23 protein-coding genes are annotated in these 18284 nt (G+C 30.1%); all 23 read right to left on the bottom strand.

Going from position 1 to position 18284, the window contains the following annotated elements:
• Positions 1-7: 7 nt before the first annotated feature.
• The 23 genes from CAMP5118_RS02705 to CAMP5118_RS02595 all read right to left on the bottom strand — a co-directional run bounded on the left by CAMP5118_RS02705 (position 8) and on the right by CAMP5118_RS02595 (position 18271).
• Positions 8-997, bottom strand: a complete 990-nt coding sequence (locus CAMP5118_RS02705) for a tetratricopeptide repeat protein (RefSeq protein WP_263706448.1) — start codon at positions 995-997, stop codon at positions 8-10.
• A gap of 11 nt (positions 998-1008) precedes the next feature.
• Positions 1009-1494, bottom strand: a complete 486-nt coding sequence (gene pal / locus CAMP5118_RS02700) for a peptidoglycan-associated lipoprotein Pal (protein WP_263678394.1) — start codon at positions 1492-1494, stop codon at positions 1009-1011.
• A gap of 68 nt (positions 1495-1562) precedes the next feature.
• Positions 1563-2762 (bottom strand): Tol-Pal system protein TolB, encoded by a 1200-nt coding sequence (gene tolB / locus CAMP5118_RS02695; RefSeq protein WP_263678393.1) that lies wholly within the window; start codon positions 2760-2762, stop codon positions 1563-1565.
• Entirely contained in the window at positions 2759-3538 is a 780-nt protein-coding gene (locus tag CAMP5118_RS02690) for a Tol-Pal system subunit TolA (RefSeq protein WP_039667927.1), read from the bottom strand. Before CAMP5118_RS02690 ends, tolB begins: the two co-directional genes overlap by 4 nt.
• A gap of 3 nt (positions 3539-3541) precedes the next feature.
• Complete coding sequence (locus CAMP5118_RS02685) at positions 3542-3928, bottom strand: ExbD/TolR family protein (protein WP_012660945.1); 387 nt, start codon at positions 3926-3928, stop codon at positions 3542-3544.
• A gap of 3 nt (positions 3929-3931) precedes the next feature.
• Positions 3932-4492: a MotA/TolQ/ExbB proton channel family protein gene (locus CAMP5118_RS02680; protein ID WP_263682553.1), complete on the bottom strand. Its 561-nt coding sequence runs from the start codon at positions 4490-4492 to the stop codon at positions 3932-3934.
• A complete protein-coding gene (gene atpC, locus CAMP5118_RS02675; protein ID WP_012660943.1) occupies positions 4492-4884 on the bottom strand; it encodes an ATP synthase F1 subunit epsilon in 393 nt (130 codons plus the stop codon). Before atpC ends, CAMP5118_RS02680 begins: the two co-directional genes overlap by 1 nt.
• A gap of 3 nt (positions 4885-4887) precedes the next feature.
• The gene (gene atpD, locus CAMP5118_RS02670; RefSeq protein ID WP_039667925.1) at positions 4888-6342 is read right to left on the bottom strand and encodes a F0F1 ATP synthase subunit beta; all 1455 of its coding nucleotides are present in this window, start codon (positions 6340-6342) and stop codon (positions 4888-4890) included.
• Between the two features lie 14 nt (positions 6343-6356).
• Positions 6357-7241: an ATP synthase F1 subunit gamma gene (gene atpG / locus CAMP5118_RS02665; RefSeq protein ID WP_263678391.1), complete on the bottom strand. Its 885-nt coding sequence runs from the start codon at positions 7239-7241 to the stop codon at positions 6357-6359.
• A 9-nt stretch (positions 7242-7250) separates the two neighbouring features.
• Complete coding sequence (atpA, locus tag CAMP5118_RS02660) at positions 7251-8756, bottom strand: F0F1 ATP synthase subunit alpha (RefSeq protein WP_012660940.1); 1506 nt, start codon at positions 8754-8756, stop codon at positions 7251-7253.
• 9 nt (positions 8757-8765) lie between these two features.
• Positions 8766-9287 carry a F0F1 ATP synthase subunit delta gene (locus CAMP5118_RS02655; protein WP_263678389.1) on the bottom strand — a complete coding sequence of 174 codons (522 nt, stop codon included), beginning with the start codon at positions 9285-9287 and terminating at the stop codon, positions 8766-8768.
• Positions 9287-9799, bottom strand: coding sequence for a F0F1 ATP synthase subunit B (locus CAMP5118_RS02650; RefSeq protein ID WP_173787085.1), 513 nt, complete (start codon positions 9797-9799; stop codon positions 9287-9289). The genes CAMP5118_RS02655 and CAMP5118_RS02650 overlap by 1 nt, the downstream gene beginning before the upstream one ends.
• A gap of 9 nt (positions 9800-9808) precedes the next feature.
• On the bottom strand, positions 9809-10234 hold the full coding sequence (locus CAMP5118_RS02645) for a FoF1 ATP synthase subunit B' (RefSeq protein ID WP_173787084.1): 426 nt from the start codon (positions 10232-10234) through the stop codon (positions 9809-9811).
• A gap of 63 nt (positions 10235-10297) precedes the next feature.
• Positions 10298-11149 (bottom strand): ParB/RepB/Spo0J family partition protein, encoded by an 852-nt coding sequence (locus CAMP5118_RS02640; protein ID WP_263678387.1) that lies wholly within the window; start codon positions 11147-11149, stop codon positions 10298-10300.
• A 3-nt stretch (positions 11150-11152) separates the two neighbouring features.
• On the bottom strand, positions 11153-11935 hold the full coding sequence (locus CAMP5118_RS02635; RefSeq protein WP_012660935.1) for a ParA family protein: 783 nt from the start codon (positions 11933-11935) through the stop codon (positions 11153-11155).
• A complete protein-coding gene (locus CAMP5118_RS02630) occupies positions 11932-12567 on the bottom strand; it encodes a biotin--[acetyl-CoA-carboxylase] ligase (RefSeq protein ID WP_263706438.1) in 636 nt (211 codons plus the stop codon). The genes CAMP5118_RS02635 and CAMP5118_RS02630 overlap by 4 nt, the downstream gene beginning before the upstream one ends.
• Entirely contained in the window at positions 12548-13459 is a 912-nt protein-coding gene (gene fmt / locus CAMP5118_RS02625; protein WP_337216549.1) for a methionyl-tRNA formyltransferase, read from the bottom strand. The genes CAMP5118_RS02630 and fmt overlap by 20 nt, the downstream gene beginning before the upstream one ends.
• Positions 13456-13923, bottom strand: a complete 468-nt coding sequence (locus tag CAMP5118_RS02620) for a DUF6194 family protein (RefSeq protein WP_257941899.1) — start codon at positions 13921-13923, stop codon at positions 13456-13458. The genes fmt and CAMP5118_RS02620 overlap by 4 nt, the downstream gene beginning before the upstream one ends.
• Positions 13923-14966, bottom strand: a complete 1044-nt coding sequence (gene obgE / locus CAMP5118_RS02615; protein ID WP_337216548.1) for a GTPase ObgE — start codon at positions 14964-14966, stop codon at positions 13923-13925. Before obgE ends, CAMP5118_RS02620 begins: the two co-directional genes overlap by 1 nt.
• Before the next feature lie 96 nt (positions 14967-15062).
• Complete coding sequence (gene rpmA / locus CAMP5118_RS02610) at positions 15063-15317, bottom strand: 50S ribosomal protein L27 (protein WP_002862355.1); 255 nt, start codon at positions 15315-15317, stop codon at positions 15063-15065.
• A gap of 10 nt (positions 15318-15327) precedes the next feature.
• Positions 15328-15636, bottom strand: coding sequence for a 50S ribosomal protein L21 (gene rplU / locus CAMP5118_RS02605; RefSeq protein ID WP_039617324.1), 309 nt, complete (start codon positions 15634-15636; stop codon positions 15328-15330).
• A 124-nt stretch (positions 15637-15760) separates the two neighbouring features.
• Positions 15761-16918 (bottom strand): hypothetical protein, encoded by a 1158-nt coding sequence (locus CAMP5118_RS02600; RefSeq protein ID WP_337216547.1) that lies wholly within the window; start codon positions 16916-16918, stop codon positions 15761-15763.
• Between the two features lie 9 nt (positions 16919-16927).
• Complete coding sequence (locus CAMP5118_RS02595; RefSeq protein ID WP_263678598.1) at positions 16928-18271, bottom strand: DUF6844 domain-containing protein; 1344 nt, start codon at positions 18269-18271, stop codon at positions 16928-16930.
• Positions 18272-18284 lie beyond the last annotated feature (13 nt).

The raw sequence follows: 18284 nt of genomic DNA, 5'->3' as shown, positions 1-18284 counted from the left end.
TCCTTTGTTATTTTCTATCTGGCGAAACTTTTGCTTCAGGACTATCAGGATAAGCCGTCTTTAAAGCTTTATAAAATTTATTTGCACTTTTTGGATCCCCAACCTTATCTAAGCTAATGGCTGTATGATAAAGCAATTTCGGTACATAATCTCCTTTAGTGCTTATAGCAGAACTTTTCTTATAAAACCCCAAAGCACCTGCGTAATCTTGCTGTTTATATCTTATTTCTCCAAGCCAAAAAGTAGATCTAGCAGGTTTGTAGTGAATACTTATTAGATGTTCAAATTTTTCTTTTGCATCCTCAAATTGATTTTTATTAGTTTCTTCTATCGCTTTTTTCAAAATTTCACTAGATTGCAATTTTTTCCAACTATCATCTTTTACTTCAATCACTTCATCTTGAGTTTCATTTACATCTTGAATAATTTCTTCGGTTTTATTATCATCACTTACAACAGGAACAACCGAAGTAATTTTTGTTTGATTTTGCACTCTAGCTATTTCAGACTGAAAGAAGGTTATGGTTTTATTCATATCTTCTTTTGAAATATAATCATCGTTGATTTTATTAATCAAAGTTGTAATTTCACTTAAAACTTTTTGAATTTCTTGATGATTTTTTTCTTGAATTTGCCTATTTTCCTCCACATAAGCTCTTAAATTTTGAATTTCTTGAGTTATGTTTGCGTCAAAATTTTGATAAGTTTCTTCTAATGAAAGCAATTTTGTGTTAGCTTTTGAATATTGAGCATTCAAACCCTCTGTTACACTTTGCAATCCTTCTATATTCTCTACTGCTGTATTTATTTTACTTGTTAAATTTGTATAATATTCATTCAGTGCTCTTAGGCGTTCTTGATTTTCATATTGTAATTTTTCATTTTGAGTTAAACCATAAGGTGTTTTTGTATCTACTTTTCCTGCATCAAAAGCTGAAATTTCAGCGTGTAAAAAAGTAGCTCCTAAAAGAGCTACTGATAATAATTTTAATTTCATTTATTTAAAACTTATTTTGATAATTTGAATTCTGCACGGCGATTTTGAGCATCGCAAGTTTTTGTTCTTTCAGTACATACAGGATTAGTTTCTCCGTAGCTTTTAACGCTAATTCTATCTGCGCTAACACCTTGAGCTACTAAAGATTCTTTTACTGCTTTAGCTCTTTTTAAACCTAAAGCTTGATTATACTCATCAGTCCCCCACTCATCGCAGTTTCCTTCAACTACTATTGCAGCATTAGCAGCTTCTTTATTAAAGATTTCAGCATTATTTGCAATAACCTTTTGCATATCTGATCTAACATTAAATTTATCAAAATCAAAATATACATTTGCTACAGAATTTAAAGATTCAAGATTTTCAAATCTATCAGATCCACCGCTACCTTTTGAGCCATCTACACTACTTGAACTACTAACGCTAGTGTTTTTAGTAGCACAACCACTTACAATAACAGCAAATGCAGTAATTGAAGCAAAAATGATTTTTTTCATTGATTTCCCCTTTTGTTTATTTAAAAATCATAATTTAATTATAACAAAAAAAATATGATTTTAGTATTTTACCAATCAATTGATTGAATTTTACCCACTTTTAAGCCATAATGAAAAGCTTTATTTGCATTAATTCGAATAACACCTAAAGCACTTTGAGAGCCTAAGTACTTAATAAACACAACACTTTCTCCATCACTTGAAAATCTTGGAAAAAGATTTTTACCATTTGCAGTGAGTTGTCTTATGTAATCGCTTTGGGTTGACATTAAATAAAGATTAAAAACTCCGCTTTGATTTACTTCTCTACTAGAATAAACCATGTAGTGTTTATAAGTAGAAACCGAAGAATTATTTTTACCATGAAAAACAACTTGTTCTGTTAAATTTGAATCTAAATTTTGCATAAAAATATTTGGATAGCCTAAGCGATCAGACACAAATACAATTTTTTTATCACCATCAACAAAATTGCCATTTACATCAATACCCATATAGTTTGTAATTTGTGTCAGATTTTTTGAATCTGCATCATACAAGTATACATCAGGTTGGTCTTTTGGAGCCATGGTAAGTAAAATTTTTTTACCATCATCACTCACATCAGAAGCAACCATCATACCTTTGCTAGCAATAATTTTTGTTATATTTTTATTTTTCATATTATATTTATAAAGAGTTGGAATCTCATCTTCATAGGCAGTAAAATAAAATGCATTTTGTTCTTTATTTGCCCATTTAGGAAACAAATTTAAACCTTTTGAAATCAATACTTTTTGGTAAGTTAAAGTATAATCTGCTAATAAAATATCACTTTGCTTACTACCTTGTGTTCTAGCTATTAAAATTTTATGATCCATCCAATCAACCGGAGCAAAACCTAACTTTTTATTCATTTGAGCAACACTTCTATGTGCTAAAAATGGATACTCTTCGATGGAAAGAATTTGTTCATAAAATCTTGTTTTAGTTTCATTTGCAGCTAAAATTTCAACATCAATATCTAAAAGTTTGCCGTTTTTATTTAATATATAAGAAAAAATATAATCACCTTGTTTTTCATCTTGAGTTATCTCAAAATTTGAACTTACTTTTATATCATTAACAAGCATGTTATAAAAACTTTTTTTAAGATCTAAATCATTCAATTTAGACTGATCTTTAATATAAATTTTTGGCAATTGCATACCTTTATTAACAACAGATATTGTTGCATCTTGTCCAAATAATACTGAACAAAAAAATAAAAATACTAGTATTTTTTTCATTGTTTCTCCGTTTTAAACTCAATTATATCACTAAGTTGCATTTTAATTTTTCTTATTTTACCATTTGGAGGTAAAGTTATGTATTTTCCTTCTAAATTTTGTAAAAATTCTTTTGCTTTTTTATCAAAATTATCACTATGTGCACTAGTAGTGTTTAACAGGTAAAAATAACCATTATTATCAATTACAAATTCTACTTCTATACTTAAGTTACCACTAGGATTATAAATCCTCCATCTATCTTCAAGATATTTTCTAACAGCGCCTAAGAATTGATCATAAACCCCTACTTTTTGCTCCATGACAGATTGACCTAATTCTTGATTTATTTTTAAATTTTCATTGAGTTGCTTAGAAAAATCATTGATTTTTTCTCTTTGGGCAAAAGTAGGTTTTTTTGAAGGCATAGAAGATTGCACTTTAGTCGTTTTTTCTTCTTGATAGTCTTCTATTTTACCAAACAACTCATTAAAAACACTTGCTTGTTGTTCTATATTTTGGGTGTTAACGCTTTTATTGGTAGTGTATTTTTGTAGAAGATTTTCTTCAAATAAACTTTGTAGATTTTCTTTTTGTAATTCTTGTATCATATTTACTTGATTTTGATTTATGCTATCTCCAAGTTCTATATTGATAAAACTATTAGGATCATCAGTATATTCAATGGCTTTTGGTTTATACTCAACCAACTTAAAAAATACCAAAAAAACAACAAAAAAATAAACTAAAGTTGCATAAATAAAAGCTTTAAGATTATGTGTAGAATTTTCTTCCATTTTTTACTCAGTTTGCAAAGCAACTTTTTGGAAACCTAAATGTTTCATTGTTCTTAAAACACTCATTACATCATCATATTTTAGATTCTTATCCGCTCTGATAAAAACTGTCTCTTGAGTATTATACTGAACTTTTAAAGCATTCATATTATCCGCAAAACTTATAAAATCAAATTTATCTTTTCCTATAAAAATTTCTTTTTTTGCATTAATTGTTATAATCAAACTTTTAATATTTGGCGCACTTGAAGTTTTTTGCGAACCTTGAGGAAGTTGAACTTTTTCTTCATATGTGATACTTGGTGCTGTTACCATTAAAATAGCAAGCAACACAAGCATAATATCTACCAAAGGTGTAATATTGAGTTCAGGTTTTTCTTCTAAAAACATAAATTAAGCCTTTATAGAACTTACCAGCACCTTGATTTCACTATCTAAGATATTAATCAACTCATAAGCTTTGCGTTTGATAATCAAATGAAAGCTATATGCAGGGATTGCCACTAAAATTCCACAACCTGTAGCCACTAAAGCTTCACTGATTTTAGGAGCTATAATGCTTAAAGAATTTTGCATCTCTAAGCCACCAAAAGTTTCAAGTATAGAAATAACCGTGCCAAAAAGACCTATAAAAGGAGAGGTTGAAGCGATAATACTAAGCCAAGTTAATCCTATTGTGGCTTTTTTTTCTACAGAATTTTTATAAATATTCATCTTTGTTTCATCAACTTCAACACATTTTTTTAAAATTGATGCACTTTGACTTAAATCTTTTTCGCCTCTCATTAAAGCTTCTAAAGCTTGGCTTTCATTTTGAGTCCATTTATTAATAAGCATCAACCTTGAAAATAATATACTAAAACTAAGTATAAAATACACCGAAAGCCAAGCTAATACTATATAAGTGATTAAGCTTGTATTTTCAAAAAAATGAAAAATTGCTTGAAAATCCACTATTTTTGCCTTACATTATTATCCATTTTAGCAAAAGTAGAAGCAAGTGCAATACTATCACTGCTCATAGATTTAATTAAATCTTTTGCTTCTTCTAATCTTTTTGCTATTTCACTATCACTATTTCCTCCAACCCATACAGCGCCTTTTGCTAAAACACTCACTTTAGTTTCAGAAACTTTTGCATGACCTGAATCAATAGCAACTAATTCATGAGTTGAATCTGATTTTTCTATATCTATAATTCCTGCTTTTAAAGAAGAGATTAAAGATGCATGTCCTTTTAAAACACCAAATTCACCCTCGCTTCCAGGAAGAACTACCAATCTTGCATCCCCTTGATAAATCATACCAAGGGGTGTAATGATTTCTAAAGATATTAAATCTTGCATAAATTAACCTTTTTTAGCCTTATCCACTTTACAATTATCTAAACAAACGTCTTTTCTGCTAACTTCTTTAAGTGTTTCAGCTTTTGCTATAGCTTCATCTATATTACCAACCATATAAAAAGCATTTTCTGGTAAATCATCATATTTACCTTCTAAAATACCTTTAAATCCTGCAATTGTATCTTCTAAGCTGATATATTTTCCAGGGCTACCTGTGAAAACTTCAGCAACGAAGAATGGTTGAGATAGGAATTTTTCAATTTTTCTTGCTCTTTCAACAATCAATTTATCTTCTTCGCTTAACTCATCCATACCCAAAATAGCAATAATATCTTGCAAATCTTTATATTTTTGTAATACTGATTGTACTCCACGTGCTACTTTATAGTGCTCTTCACCAATAATTTGCGGATCAAGCATTCTTGAAGTAGAATCAAGTGGATCAACAGCTGGATAAATACCTTTTTCAGCAATTGATCTATTTAAAACTGTTGTTGCATCCAAGTGTGCAAAAACTGTTGCTGGCGCAGGGTCTGTTAAGTCATCTGCTGGCACATAAACTGCTTGAACTGAAGTAATAGATCCTTTTTTGGTTGAAGTAATTCTTTCTTGGAACTTACCCATTTCGCTAGCTAGGGTTGGTTGATAACCAACAGCTGAAGGAATTCTTCCTAAAAGCGCTGACATTTCTGAACCTGATTGAGAAAATCTAAAAATATTATCAATAAACATTAAAACATCAAGTCCCATTTCATCTCTAAAATACTCAGCCATAGTAAGACCTGTTAACGCAATACGATTTCTTGCTCCTGGTGGTTCATTCATTTGACCATAGCACAATGCAACTTTATCCAATACGTTACTTTCTTTCATTTCATTATAAAGGTCATTACCCTCACGAGTTCTTTCGCCAACACCTGCAAAAACCGAATATCCGCTGTGTTTAAATGCAACGTTGTGAATTAATTCCATAATAATAACGGTTTTACCAACACCTGCACCACCAAAAAGACCAACTTTACCACCCTTAGCATAAGGAGCTAGCAAATCAACAACCTTTATACCTGTTTCAAAGATTTCACTTTTTGTACTTTGCTCTTCAAATGGAGGCGGATCTCTATGAATTGACCAGTGTTTATCAAAATTGATTTCTTCGCCCTCATCAATCAAATCACCCGTTACATTAAAAATTCTTCCAAGAACTTTTTCGCCTACTGGAACGCTAATTGGATTTCCAGTTGCAACAGCTGTTAAACCTCTAACAAGACCATCCGTCATATCCATAGCGATGGTTCTTACTTTATTATCACCTAAATGTGCAGCTACTTCAAGAACTAGCTTGCATTCTTTTCCTTCTAATTCATAATTAACAATAATAGCTTCATTAATTTGTGGAAGATAGTCTTTAAATTCAACATCAACCACTGGTCCTAAAACTTGAGAAATAAAACCTTGCATCATCACTCCTAAATTTATTTCATTGACTCAACACCGCTGATGATTTCTATCAACTCGGTGGTAATAGATTCTTGTCTTGCTTTATTATAAGCTAAATTAAGCTGCTTAACTCTAGCTTTTGCATTATTGGTTGCATTATCCATGGCTTGCATTCTAGCACTATGTTCAGCTGCCAAAGAATCAACTAAAGAAAAATACATGTTATATTCAAAATAAGTTTTTAACAAATCGTTTAAAATTTCTTCATCTTCTGGTTCTAAGTCCATTAAAGATTCAGACTTTTGTTCTTCTTTACCAACAATAGCTTCTACTGGCAACAACTCATTAATACAAATTTCTTGAGAAATCATATTTTTATAACCATTGTGAATGATTACAATTTTATCTGTCACGCCATTTACAAAATCATCAACAGCTTTTTGGATAATAGCACAAGCCTTATCATAATCTGGACTTGAACTTGTATCTAAATATTTTTCCAAAATTTCTATATTTTGAAAATTAAAATATTCTATACCTGTTTTACCAATAGCTCTTAATCTTACCTTGATTTTTTTTGTTTTGCAATCTTCAAGCATTTCATTTACGGCTTTAATGGTTTTAATATTAAATCCACCACACAAACCCTTATCGGCTGTGACAAAAATAATATCCATTTTTTCTATATTATCTTTTTTTCTAAAAAATGGAAGTTTGTCATCAAGCCCATCGTATTGATTGATCTTGAACGCAATTTCTGATAAAACTTCATCGATTTTTTGAGCAAAAACCTTTGATTTTTTAGCTGCCTCTTCTGCTTTTCTTAGTTTAGCAGTAGAGACAAGCTTCATCGCATTGGTTGTCTTTTGTGTATTGTGAACACTTTTTATTTTTCTTTTAATTTCTTTTAAATTAGACATTTAAAAACCTTATATATGGTTTGCTTTAAACTCACTCAATGCTTTAGCTAGTTTTTCTTCTAAATCTTTATCTAAAGCTTTTTTAGTTCTAATTTGCTCAAAAATTTCTGGATACTTAGCCTCAATAAATGGATATAAAGCTGCTTCAAATTCTCCAATTTTCGAAACTGCAACATCATCTAAATAACCTTTAGTGCCTGCAAAAATAATCACAACTTGATTTTCTGGTGAAAGTGGAGAATATGGAGGTTGCTTTAAAACTTCAACCATTCTTTGTCCACGCTCAAGTTGTTTTCTACTAGCTTCATCCAAATCACTTGCAAATTGTGCAAAAGCTTGCAATTCTCTATACTGAGCTAAATCAAGTCTTAATGTACCTGAAACTTGTTTTGTTGCTTTAATTTGCGCGGCACCACCAACACGAGATACAGATAAACCAACATTAATCGCAGGACGAATACCTGAGTTAAATAAATCTGTTTCTAAGAAAATTTGACCATCTGTAATTGAAATAACATTGGTTGGAATATAAGCTGAAACATCCCCTGCTTGAGTTTCAATAATAGGAAGTGCAGTCAAGCTTCCCGCGCCAAGCTCATCACTTAACTTACTTGCTCTTTCAAGCAATCTTGAATGTAGATAGAACACATCACCAGGATAAGCCTCACGACCTGGAGGACGACGTAAAATCAAAGACATTTCACGGTATGCAACAGCATGTTTACTTAAATCATCATAAACGATCAATGCATGTCTTGAATTATCTCTAAAATATTCACCCATAGTTACCCCAGCATATGGCGCAAGATACTGTAACGCAGCAGGATCTGATGCACCCGCATTTACCACTATAGTATAATCCATTGCACCATATTCTTCAAGCTTTTTAACTACTTGAGCTACAGTACTTTGTTTTTGACCAATTGCAACATAAATACAAATAACATCTTTACCTTTTTGACTAATAATTGTATCAATTGCTACAGTTGTTTTACCTGTTTGTCTATCACCGATGATTAATTCTCTTTGTCCTCTACCAATTGGAACTAAAGCATCAATAGCTTTAATACCCGTATGTAATGGCTCATGAACGCTTTTTCTAGCCATAATACCTTTTGCTTTTTCTTCTACAAAACGATATTCGCTCGCTTCAATTACGCCTTTAGCATCAATTGGCTCTCCTAAAGCATTTACAACACGTCCTATTAACGCATCTCCAACTGGAACTTTTAAAAGTTTTTTTAATCTTTTTACAGAACTTCCTTCTTTAAGTCCAAGTCCTTTACCTAAGATAACAATACCAACACTTGATTCTTCAAGGTTAAGAACCATTCCTTTTTCGCCATTTTCAAATTCAACCATCTCTCCAGCCATAGCATTTTTAAGGCCATATACCTTAGCAACACCATCGGCAACTGAAATAATTTTACCGGTTTCTTCTATTTCAAGATTAAAGTCAAATTTTTCAATTCTTTCTTTTATAATAGAACTAATTTCATCTGCTTTAAATTTCATCAAATCTCCTTAAATTGCTTTTAATATATATTCATTCATCTTAGCTTTTAAGCTTTGCATTGAAAATGAAATTTCATATCCAAGTCCATCTAAGCTAATTTTCACACTGTCATTATCACTTATTTTACTATCTAATCTAATTTTTGCATTAAATTTAAGACTAAGTTTTTCCTCTAAATTTTTAATTTCTTCTTCGCTTAATTTTTCTTTTGAGTAAACCTGTCCTAAAAATGTATTTTCTTTTGATGCTTTTTGTTCACTTAATTCTTTAGTGATTTCTGGAATTAGCATTTCTCTTTTATTATCCACAATCAAATTTATAAAATTTTTAAAAGCATCACTTGGATTATTCAATAATGAAAGTATTAACTCTAATTTTTTGTCTTGTTTTATTTCGTATGAATTTAAAATATCTATAAATTTATTAGATGCAAAAGCTGAGCTTAACTCTAACAAATTAGAATAAAAATCTTCAAAATCATTTCTTTCTAATATTGCCTTTGCATATGTTTTAGCAATTACTTTTTCCATCAAGACACCTTTTTCATCATGATATTTAAAATTTCTTTTTGTTGTAGCTGTAAATTTTGATCTTCAAAAATTTCTTCTAAAACTGCTTGCACAACTTCTTTTTCCATTTTTCTTATTTCATATTCTTTGTGCTCTTCGTAAGTTTTTTCTAGAGCTTTAATTTCCATTTTTGTTTCATTCTCGATTTTTTCAGTAATAATTTCTGCCTCTTTTTTTGCAAGAGCAATTGCATTAACAGCTTCTTGTTTGGCTAAATCTAATTTTTTCATCATTTCTAATTTATGATTTTTACTTGCAATAAGTTTTTCTTGAATTTCATTCATTCTAGATGCAATCTTTGCAATTCTACCATTATAGAAATTTTTCAAAGGTGTTGCTATGAAATAATACAAAATAGCAGCAAATAAAACAAAATTCACCGCTCTTGGAATAATATCATACTCACCACTTCCATTACCTGCTGCAAAAGCATAAAAAGGAAGTATTGATAATAATGTAATTTTTTTCAACATTTATCTTCCTTAAATTTTACTCAAGCTATTTTTAAAGCTTTGTTTAAATTCTGGCATTTTTAAACGCATTTCTTCTTTTAACTCTTTTTCTTTTTCTTTTAGACTTTTAAGAAAAACAAGCATTTGATCTTCTAATTCTCTTTTTCTTGTTGATAATTCTTTTTCTTGTTTTAATTTAGCTTCTTCTATGGCTTTTGCTTTGATTTGATTGATTTCATCTCTTGTTTGGATATGAATTTTTTCCAACTCACTTTCCACATTTGAAACATCGTCGGAATTTTTTTTCATTTTTTCTTCATCATTTTTTATGGTTAAATCTCTAGAATCCATAAATTTAATCAAAGGTTTATAGAGCATAGAATTTAAAATCGCTATCATAAGCAAAAAAATGACACCGGTGGCTATCATGATGGAAAAATGTACATCATTAAACATTAATACTCCTAAATAAATCTAAATAAAACGCGAAATTATAGCAAAACATACCTAAAAACATATTTAATTTAATGTCTTTAGAAATTCCCTAACCTCATCTTCATTTTCAAAATTTATAGTAATTTTTAAATCTTTTGCATTTACTTTTAAGCCTAAAGATTCAATTTTTTCTTTTAAATTTATTATAGTTTGATATTGTTTGTTTAAAGTTGTGTTTTTTTCTAATTGGTTTGTGTTTTTAAAATTTTTAATTAACTTTTCGGTATCTCTTACATTGAGTTTTTGCCCTATGATAGTATCAACTATCATTTTTTCTTCTTCTTTTTCAAGTCCCACTAAAACTTTTGCATGACCTTGTGAAATTTTACCTTCTATAATGAAATTTTGCGTTTGCTCGTTTAAATTTAAAAGTCTTAAGGTATTAGCAATTTGAGGTCTTGATTTGTGAATAAGATCTGCTAATTTTTCTTGAGTGATATCATGAATTTCTAATAACTCTTTATAAGAATGTGCTAATTCTATAGGGTTTAAATTTTCTCTTTGAATATTTTCTATTAAAGCAAGCTCACGTAATTTTATATCATCTACGTTTAAAACTACAGCTTTAATTTGTTCTTTTTCTAAAAGCTTACATGCCCTAAATCTTCTCTCACCTGCTATTAAAATATAATCAAATTCATCTTTTTTAAAAACCACAACAGGCTGAATCAAACCATATTCTTTAATAGAACCTGCAAGTTCTTCTAGAGCTTGGGTATCAAAATTTTTTCTTGGCTGATAAGGGTTTGGACTAATTAAATCTATATCAATTTCTTCTATTCTGCCTTCATTAGAGCCTAATTCTTTTTCATAAACCTCATCAATATCAGCCAAAATGCTACTTAAACCTCTTCCTAATGCACTTTTTTTTGCCATTTTTTATCCTAATATAGAATGTGCTAAATTTTGATATGCCACTGAACCTGGAGATTTTATATCATAAAGTATAATAGGCTTTCCATAGCTTGGACTTTCAGCAAGTTTTACATTTCTTGGTATGATGATGAAATCATCTTCATTATCACCTGTTCTAAATAGCTTTTGTTTGAAATTTTGTTTTAAATCTTCCACAGTATCTTTTGAAAGATTATTTTGTGAGCTATACATAGTTGGCAAAAAGCCTTTTATTTTTAGTTTTGGATTGATAGTTTTTTTCACAAATTTAATAGTGTTTAAAACCATCGCAACACCCTCAAGCGCATAAAACTCACATTGTATAGGGATAATAACACTATCGCTTGCCGCAAAAGCATTTACCGTAATGCTTCCAAGCGCAGGAGGTGAGTCAATGATAATAAAATCATAATCTTTGGCAATTTCTTTGATTTTTTCTCTTAAAATTGTTCTATATTCTCCGCTTTCTTTTACTACTTCTTGCTCAATTCCAACCAAAGAAATATTCGATGGAGCTAAATATAATTGCGGAAGCTCAGTTTTTAAAATAATTTCAGAAAGTTTTTTCCTACCTATAAAAACATGGTAAATATTATATTCATAATTACTTCTATTAAAACCAAGTCCTGTTGTAGCATTAGCTTGTGGATCAATATCTATCAAAAGAACCTTTTTTTCAGCTACTGCCAAAGAAGCCGCTAGATTAATAGCGGTAGTAGTTTTACCTACCCCACCTTTTTGATTTGCAATAGTTATTATCTCACTCATCTTAAACTATATATCCTTTTATTATCTAACAATATAGAACCATCTTTATACAACAAAGCATCTTTTAAAGATAAAATCTTACCTTCATTATGTATAAAAAAATTTCTTGATTTTTCAAATTCTAGCATATACTTGCTAAAAATATTCTTCCATAAAATTTTCTCATCTACATAAGAAAAATACTCATTTAAAAGTTTTGCTATATCCACTTCTATATCTAAAATTTCAGCATTAAATGGGGCGTATTTAAGATTAATCCCCATTCCTACAACCAAAAAATCATTGATTTTAGAACTCATCAATCCGCCTATTTTTTTATCTTCTATATAAAAATCATTAGGCCATTTAATCCATACTTTTGAATTTTGTCTTTGCAATACTTCTTTCATTAAAAACGCAAAGTATATACTAGCAGAAGCCAAAGGAAGATCTTGTGCTAATTCTTGAGTTTTTATGCAAAAAGATACATGTAAATTTCCTTGCTTGCTTTGCCAAGTATTATCCCTACTACCTATACCAGCACTTTGGATAAAAGCACAAATGGCTGTATTGTTAGTAATTTCTCCGCTACGAATTTTTTCACTTAAATAAACTTGAGTTGATTCAAGTTCATCAAAATAAACTATCTCCAAGTTTTAACCTTTTTCCATTTAAATAAGTCTTAGCGTCTAAAACTTTTTTTCCACTTTCTTGTAAAGTTTTAATCCTTAAAATACCTTTTGTACATGAAAGCAAAAAGCTTTCCTTTTCTATTTGTAAAATCACACCTGGTTTTTGAGTTTTTTCACTATCAATTAGCTCTATGTCTAAAAATTTCAAACCATTTTCTAAAAAAATTCCAGGCCAAGGTGCAAAAGCTAGAAATTTTTGATAAATTTCACTTGCATTATTTAAAGCAATCAAGCCATCTTCTTTTTTAATTTTTTTACAATGTGTAACTAAACTTTCATCTTGCTTTTTTGGGACAATTTTTTCAAAATTCAAAAGTGTAGAAATAGTAAGCTTAGCTGCTAAATTGGAAAGCATAATAAAAACTTCAGCTGAATTTTTACCTTCTATATCACATTTTATGTTTTCTAAAATAGCACCACTATCAAGCCCTTCTTCCATAAGCATAGTGCAAACCCCGCTTATTTTATCCCCATTTAAAATAGCACTTTGTATAGGCGAAGCGCCACGATATTTAGGAAGCAAGGAAGCATGTAAATTGATACAAGGAGCAATATCTAAAATTTCTTTTGGTAAAATCTTCCCATAAGCAGCAACAACTATAAAGTCAGGTTTTAAGCTTTTTATTCCATTGATTGTGTTTTCATCTTTTAAGCTTTTTGGAGTGAAAATTTCTATATTTAAATTATTTTCCAAAACAAACTTTTTAGTATCACTTGGAGTTAAAATTTGCTTTCTTCCCACAGGTTTATCAGGCTGGGTAAATAAAGCTTGGACATTAAACCCTTTATCAACAAGCTCTTTTAAAATACATGTTGCATAAGAGGGAGTTCCCATAAAAATGATATTTTTCATAGCGCCACTATCCTTTTTTGATAAGTTTTTATAGCTTTTTGATATGAAAGCTCAAGATAATCTTTAAAAATTTCAAAATTTTTTCTTGAAGGATTGTTAATACAAATATATCCCATATAAGCATAAATTGGATGAGGCATGATAAGATCAAGCATAGAAAAATCATAATTTAAACTAACAATTTCACCCTTTAAAGCTTTTTTAGGTTTTTGACCAAAAAGATTTTGGTAATCTTGATCACAAAGAGAGCAACTTAGACGAAACACACCTTCTCTATTTAAATTCGAAGCTTTATCATTTATGCCATCATTTTCTTTAATAGTACAAAAATAAACTCCGTTTTTTAAAACCTTATCGGGATTATAAAAAAAGCTATGTTCTTTATAGGTAAATTTATATACCAAACCTTTAAAATTGGACTTGATATATTCTTGGATAAAATCTATAGTTAAATTTTCACTCATCAAAGATTATTTTGACTTCTAATTTTTTTAACTTCTTCTAAAAGCATAAATTTAAGCTCTTTTAAACCTGTTTTTTCAAGGCTTGATACTTTAACAAAAAAGCTTTGTGGATTATTTTGACTTTGCAAATAAGCTTTTAACTCATTATAATCATCTTCCATTTTTTGTGCAAATTCCTCACCTAAATTTACACTATCACTTTTTGAAAGCATTAAGCCAAAATTTCTTGCATAAAGTTTGCTTGAAAATTTTTCTAATTCTTTTCTTAAAATGCAAAATTGTTCTTTTAAACTCATATCTCTTAATGGATCAAGCACAAAAAGTAAAAAAGAAGTTCTTTCTATGTGTCTTAAAAATTCAAGTCCCAAACCCCTACCATCGCTTGCACCTTCTATAATACCTGGGATATCTGCCATTACAAAAGAATTACAATCATCTACTTCAACCATACCAAGTTTTGGAGTTAAAGTAGTAAATTCATAATTAGCTATTTCAGGTCTTGCATTAGACACTACGCTTATAAGAGTAGATTTTCCTACATTTGGAAAGCCTACAAGCCCAACATCTGCTATGAGTTTTAACTCTAAGCACACACTTAAGGTTTTTCCTGCCACGCCTGGTTGGGCATAATCTGGGCGTTGATTAGTAGAGTTTTTAAAGTGAGTATTACCAAGACCACCTTTACCGCCTTTTAAAAAGAGTTCTTTTTGGCCTTCTACTAGCATATCAAGTAAAACTTCCCCACTTTGTGCATCAATTACTTGAGTGCCTTGAGGGACAATCAACTCTAAACTCTCCCCTCTTTTACCATTTTTATTACGACCTAAACCCGGTTGGCCATTTTGTGCTTTAAGTTCTTTTTTGCCTTTAAAGTGCGCTAGGGTATGGGTATTGTTATCACATATAAAATACACATCGCCACCATTTCCACCATCGCCACCATCAGGTCCACCAAGTGGAACATGTTTTTCACGGCGAAAACTCACAGCACCTTTACCACCATTACCTGAACTTAAAACTAATTTTACATTATCTATAAACATACAATCACCAAAGTATAAATTTTTAAAATGATATTATATTTTTTTTAATATATTAAGATTAAAAAGAAGAAAAAGGCTACAAAGTAGCCTTAAAAATTATGCAGGATAAACAGAAACTTTTTTTCTATTTTTATCTTTTCTTTCAAATTTTACAAAACCATCAATTAAAGCAAAAATTGTATGATCTTTTCCCATGCCTACGTTATTACCTGCATGAGTTGCTGTTCCTCTTTGGCGAATGATGATGTTACCAGCGCGAACAAATTCTCCACCAAATTTTTTAACACCTAGACGACGACCTATAGAATCACGATTATTCTGAGTTGAACCTTGACCTTTCTTGTGTGCCATTCTTTACTCCTTAAGCTTTAATATCTACTACTCTAACGCGAGTAAATTGTCTTCTAAAACCGCGTTTTAATTTTGAGTCTTTTCTACGTCTTTTTTTATAAATCACAACTTTTTTGTCTTTTCCATGAGCAATCACTTCTAAAACAACTTTTGCACCCGCAACAAACGGCGCACCTACCTTTAATTCTTTATCGCATACAGCAAGAACTTCACTTACTTCTACGCTTGATTTTGCTTCAGCTTCAAAACGATCTAGTTTAAGCTCATCACCTTGGCTTACTCTATATTGTTTTCCACTGTGTTTTATAATAGCATACATACAGCTATCCTTTCTTAAAATATTTTGGTAGCACCATAAAGCATTATGTATAAAACATAAATTTAAAAAGCTTTAGTGGTTAAAACTTGAGATTATACTCAAAATAATTTTAAATTTAGGTTAATTACCAACCTAAATTTACTGTACCATTTGGATTTACACTATGTTGTTTTTCCATTCCAACACCGCTATCATCTAAAGGTCTACAAATATCATCTTTTTTAACACTTCCTTCAAGAATTTTAGCATATGATAGTTTTGGTGTTGAGCGGATAATTTGAACCTTTCCACTTTTTGTTTCTATTCTTGCTGTATTTTCTTTAGTATAAGCATCCTTTATCACTTCACCCAAAGAATAACACTCATAAATTTCATCATTACTCAAAGTTTGCGAGAAGACTACTTCATTATTACTAACTTGTGCAACTTTTAAAGGATAAATAGCATTTAAAATATCATCTGAAATTTTCTTTGCAATTTTTTCACTTAGCTTTTCACTAGCTACTAAAGAATCACCTTTAACAGAAGCTGACATGGTTAAAGTATTTGAAAATTTAATTTGTCTGGTGGCAAATAAAAGCACGCGATAATCCACCACAACATCTATTTTATTTTTATTTCCTTTGGTTTTAAGATCAACTCCACCAACATTAAATAATAATATATAATCAGTAGCTAAAACATTCTTAAGTTTGTAAATTTCATCTTTATGCGTATTAGATGAATTTATCAAAGCTTTCTCCATTTCATAATAACCTTTAGAATCTCTATCTAAAACATTAAATTTCCTACTTTGAAGTAAATCTGTGATAATTTTTTGCTGTAAAATATTTCCAAGCTCTTGGTATTTAGAAGAGGTATTAAATACCGTAATACTTCTTCTACTATCTGGCTTATAACCTGGTATTTGATATTTTTTATGAGTAGTAGTTTTAAAAATGGTTACATTTGCTATGTATTTGTCGTTTTCTTGAACCACACTATCAATTTCATATGCATCAACTCTGCCTTTTGTAGCTTTTATGATTTGCTCTTTATAGCTATCTTCTATATTAGTCTTTTTATTATTTGAATTTACCCCGACAAAAGACTGCTTGGTTGAGTCAATATTAACACCATTTAATTTACCAATAGCTTCTATTATGGCATTATTTATTGCCTCTTCTCTGCTAGCTCCTATACCCTCGCCTGTACTTGAATTGGTAGTGCTTGTGGTGATTATTTTGGCATATAAACTCAAATGAAAACATAAAATCAAAATACAAATTTGTAATATCTTCATAAATTTTTCCTAAAAATCATCTATATCATTTACAACATTAGAACTTCTTTGTATATTAGAAGACTTTTTAGGTTCAGTTTTTGGGACACTAGTGTTTGAATTTGATTTTAAAGCTTCGTTAATATTTGCCACATTATCATAAGAATAAAATCTTACAACACCTACATGTTCTATACCATTTTCGCTTGTATAATTCCATCTTTTAAGTGTTCCTATGCCTTTGATTTTTCCGCTAGCACTTGCTTTTATTTTTGTATTGATTTTTTCTACAATATTTGTGAAATCTTGAATTTGTTCTTGAGTAGTGTTGTCATTGATATTTAAGCTTTGCTTGATGATTTCTTCATAACTTTCACCTGTAGTTTTTTCATCTTTTAAACTTAAATTTGTATTGATAAATTCAATTATAGCTGCATCAGCCATAGTTGAAGCTGTATCTTTAGCCCTATCTTCTAATATATTTGTCTTCTTGGCATTATTTGCATCAGCAATATAACCCCAATTTCCATAGCTTAAAATAACCGGTGAACCTTTTTCATCATAAACTAAGCGAATGCCATATTCATTAAGAAAGCTTTTATTGTCTTTTGGTAAATACTCGTTGATATTTTTTCCTTTACCTTTGATCTTGCTTTGACGCGCTAAAGACATATCTTTAGCAAGTTGACGAGTTTTTTTAGAAACAACTGCAATTACACCAATATCATATTGCCCTCTTCTTTGCGTAACTATAGTTTGCACAGGAATTAAACCGCTCATTGAGCCAACTGCACTAGTAATTGTTTTATTAAGAAACTCTTCTTTTAATAAAATCTTCTTTCTTTCCTCTGTTAAACCTTCTACATTAATACCCAAATCTCTCAAAGCTTTATCTAATTTTGCACCACTTAATTGAACCAGTTTATCAAAAATTTGCCCTACAACACTTCCTTTTGGTAGTTCTTCAAATTCTTTTGCATTAGTAGAATTATCAGCTTCGTAATTTTGAATTTTACTCACTGCCATTCTTCCAAAGGCATCTTCAATAAAATCAGACTGTAAATTAAGCATAGCTTTTTGGTAAGCATTTTGCAAAGCTTGAGCAAATTGAGGATCGCTATCGCTTAGCGCAACTACACTTCTACCCGTATAAAAGGTTTTTCCATCTTTTGTAATACCATATTCTATACCAAAATTATCTGCAAATTCTTCAAAAAAATCATCTAAAGATTTTGGAGTAATATCTTTAGAGCTAGCATCTGACATTTCATTTTGAATTTTAATATCTTCTTGAGTAATTTCAACTTGTGGAGTTGCTTGAGCATAAAGAAAACTCGCTACCAATAATGATCCAATAACAAATCTTTTTTTCATCATATCTTTCCTT

Source organism: Campylobacter sp. LMG 7929 (assembly GCF_024723595.1).
In the GTDB taxonomy this organism is placed as follows: domain Bacteria; phylum Campylobacterota; class Campylobacteria; order Campylobacterales; family Campylobacteraceae; genus Campylobacter_D.
The sequence above is the reverse complement of the archived record's forward strand: the minus strand, read 5'-3'. Positions and strand labels throughout refer to the sequence as shown.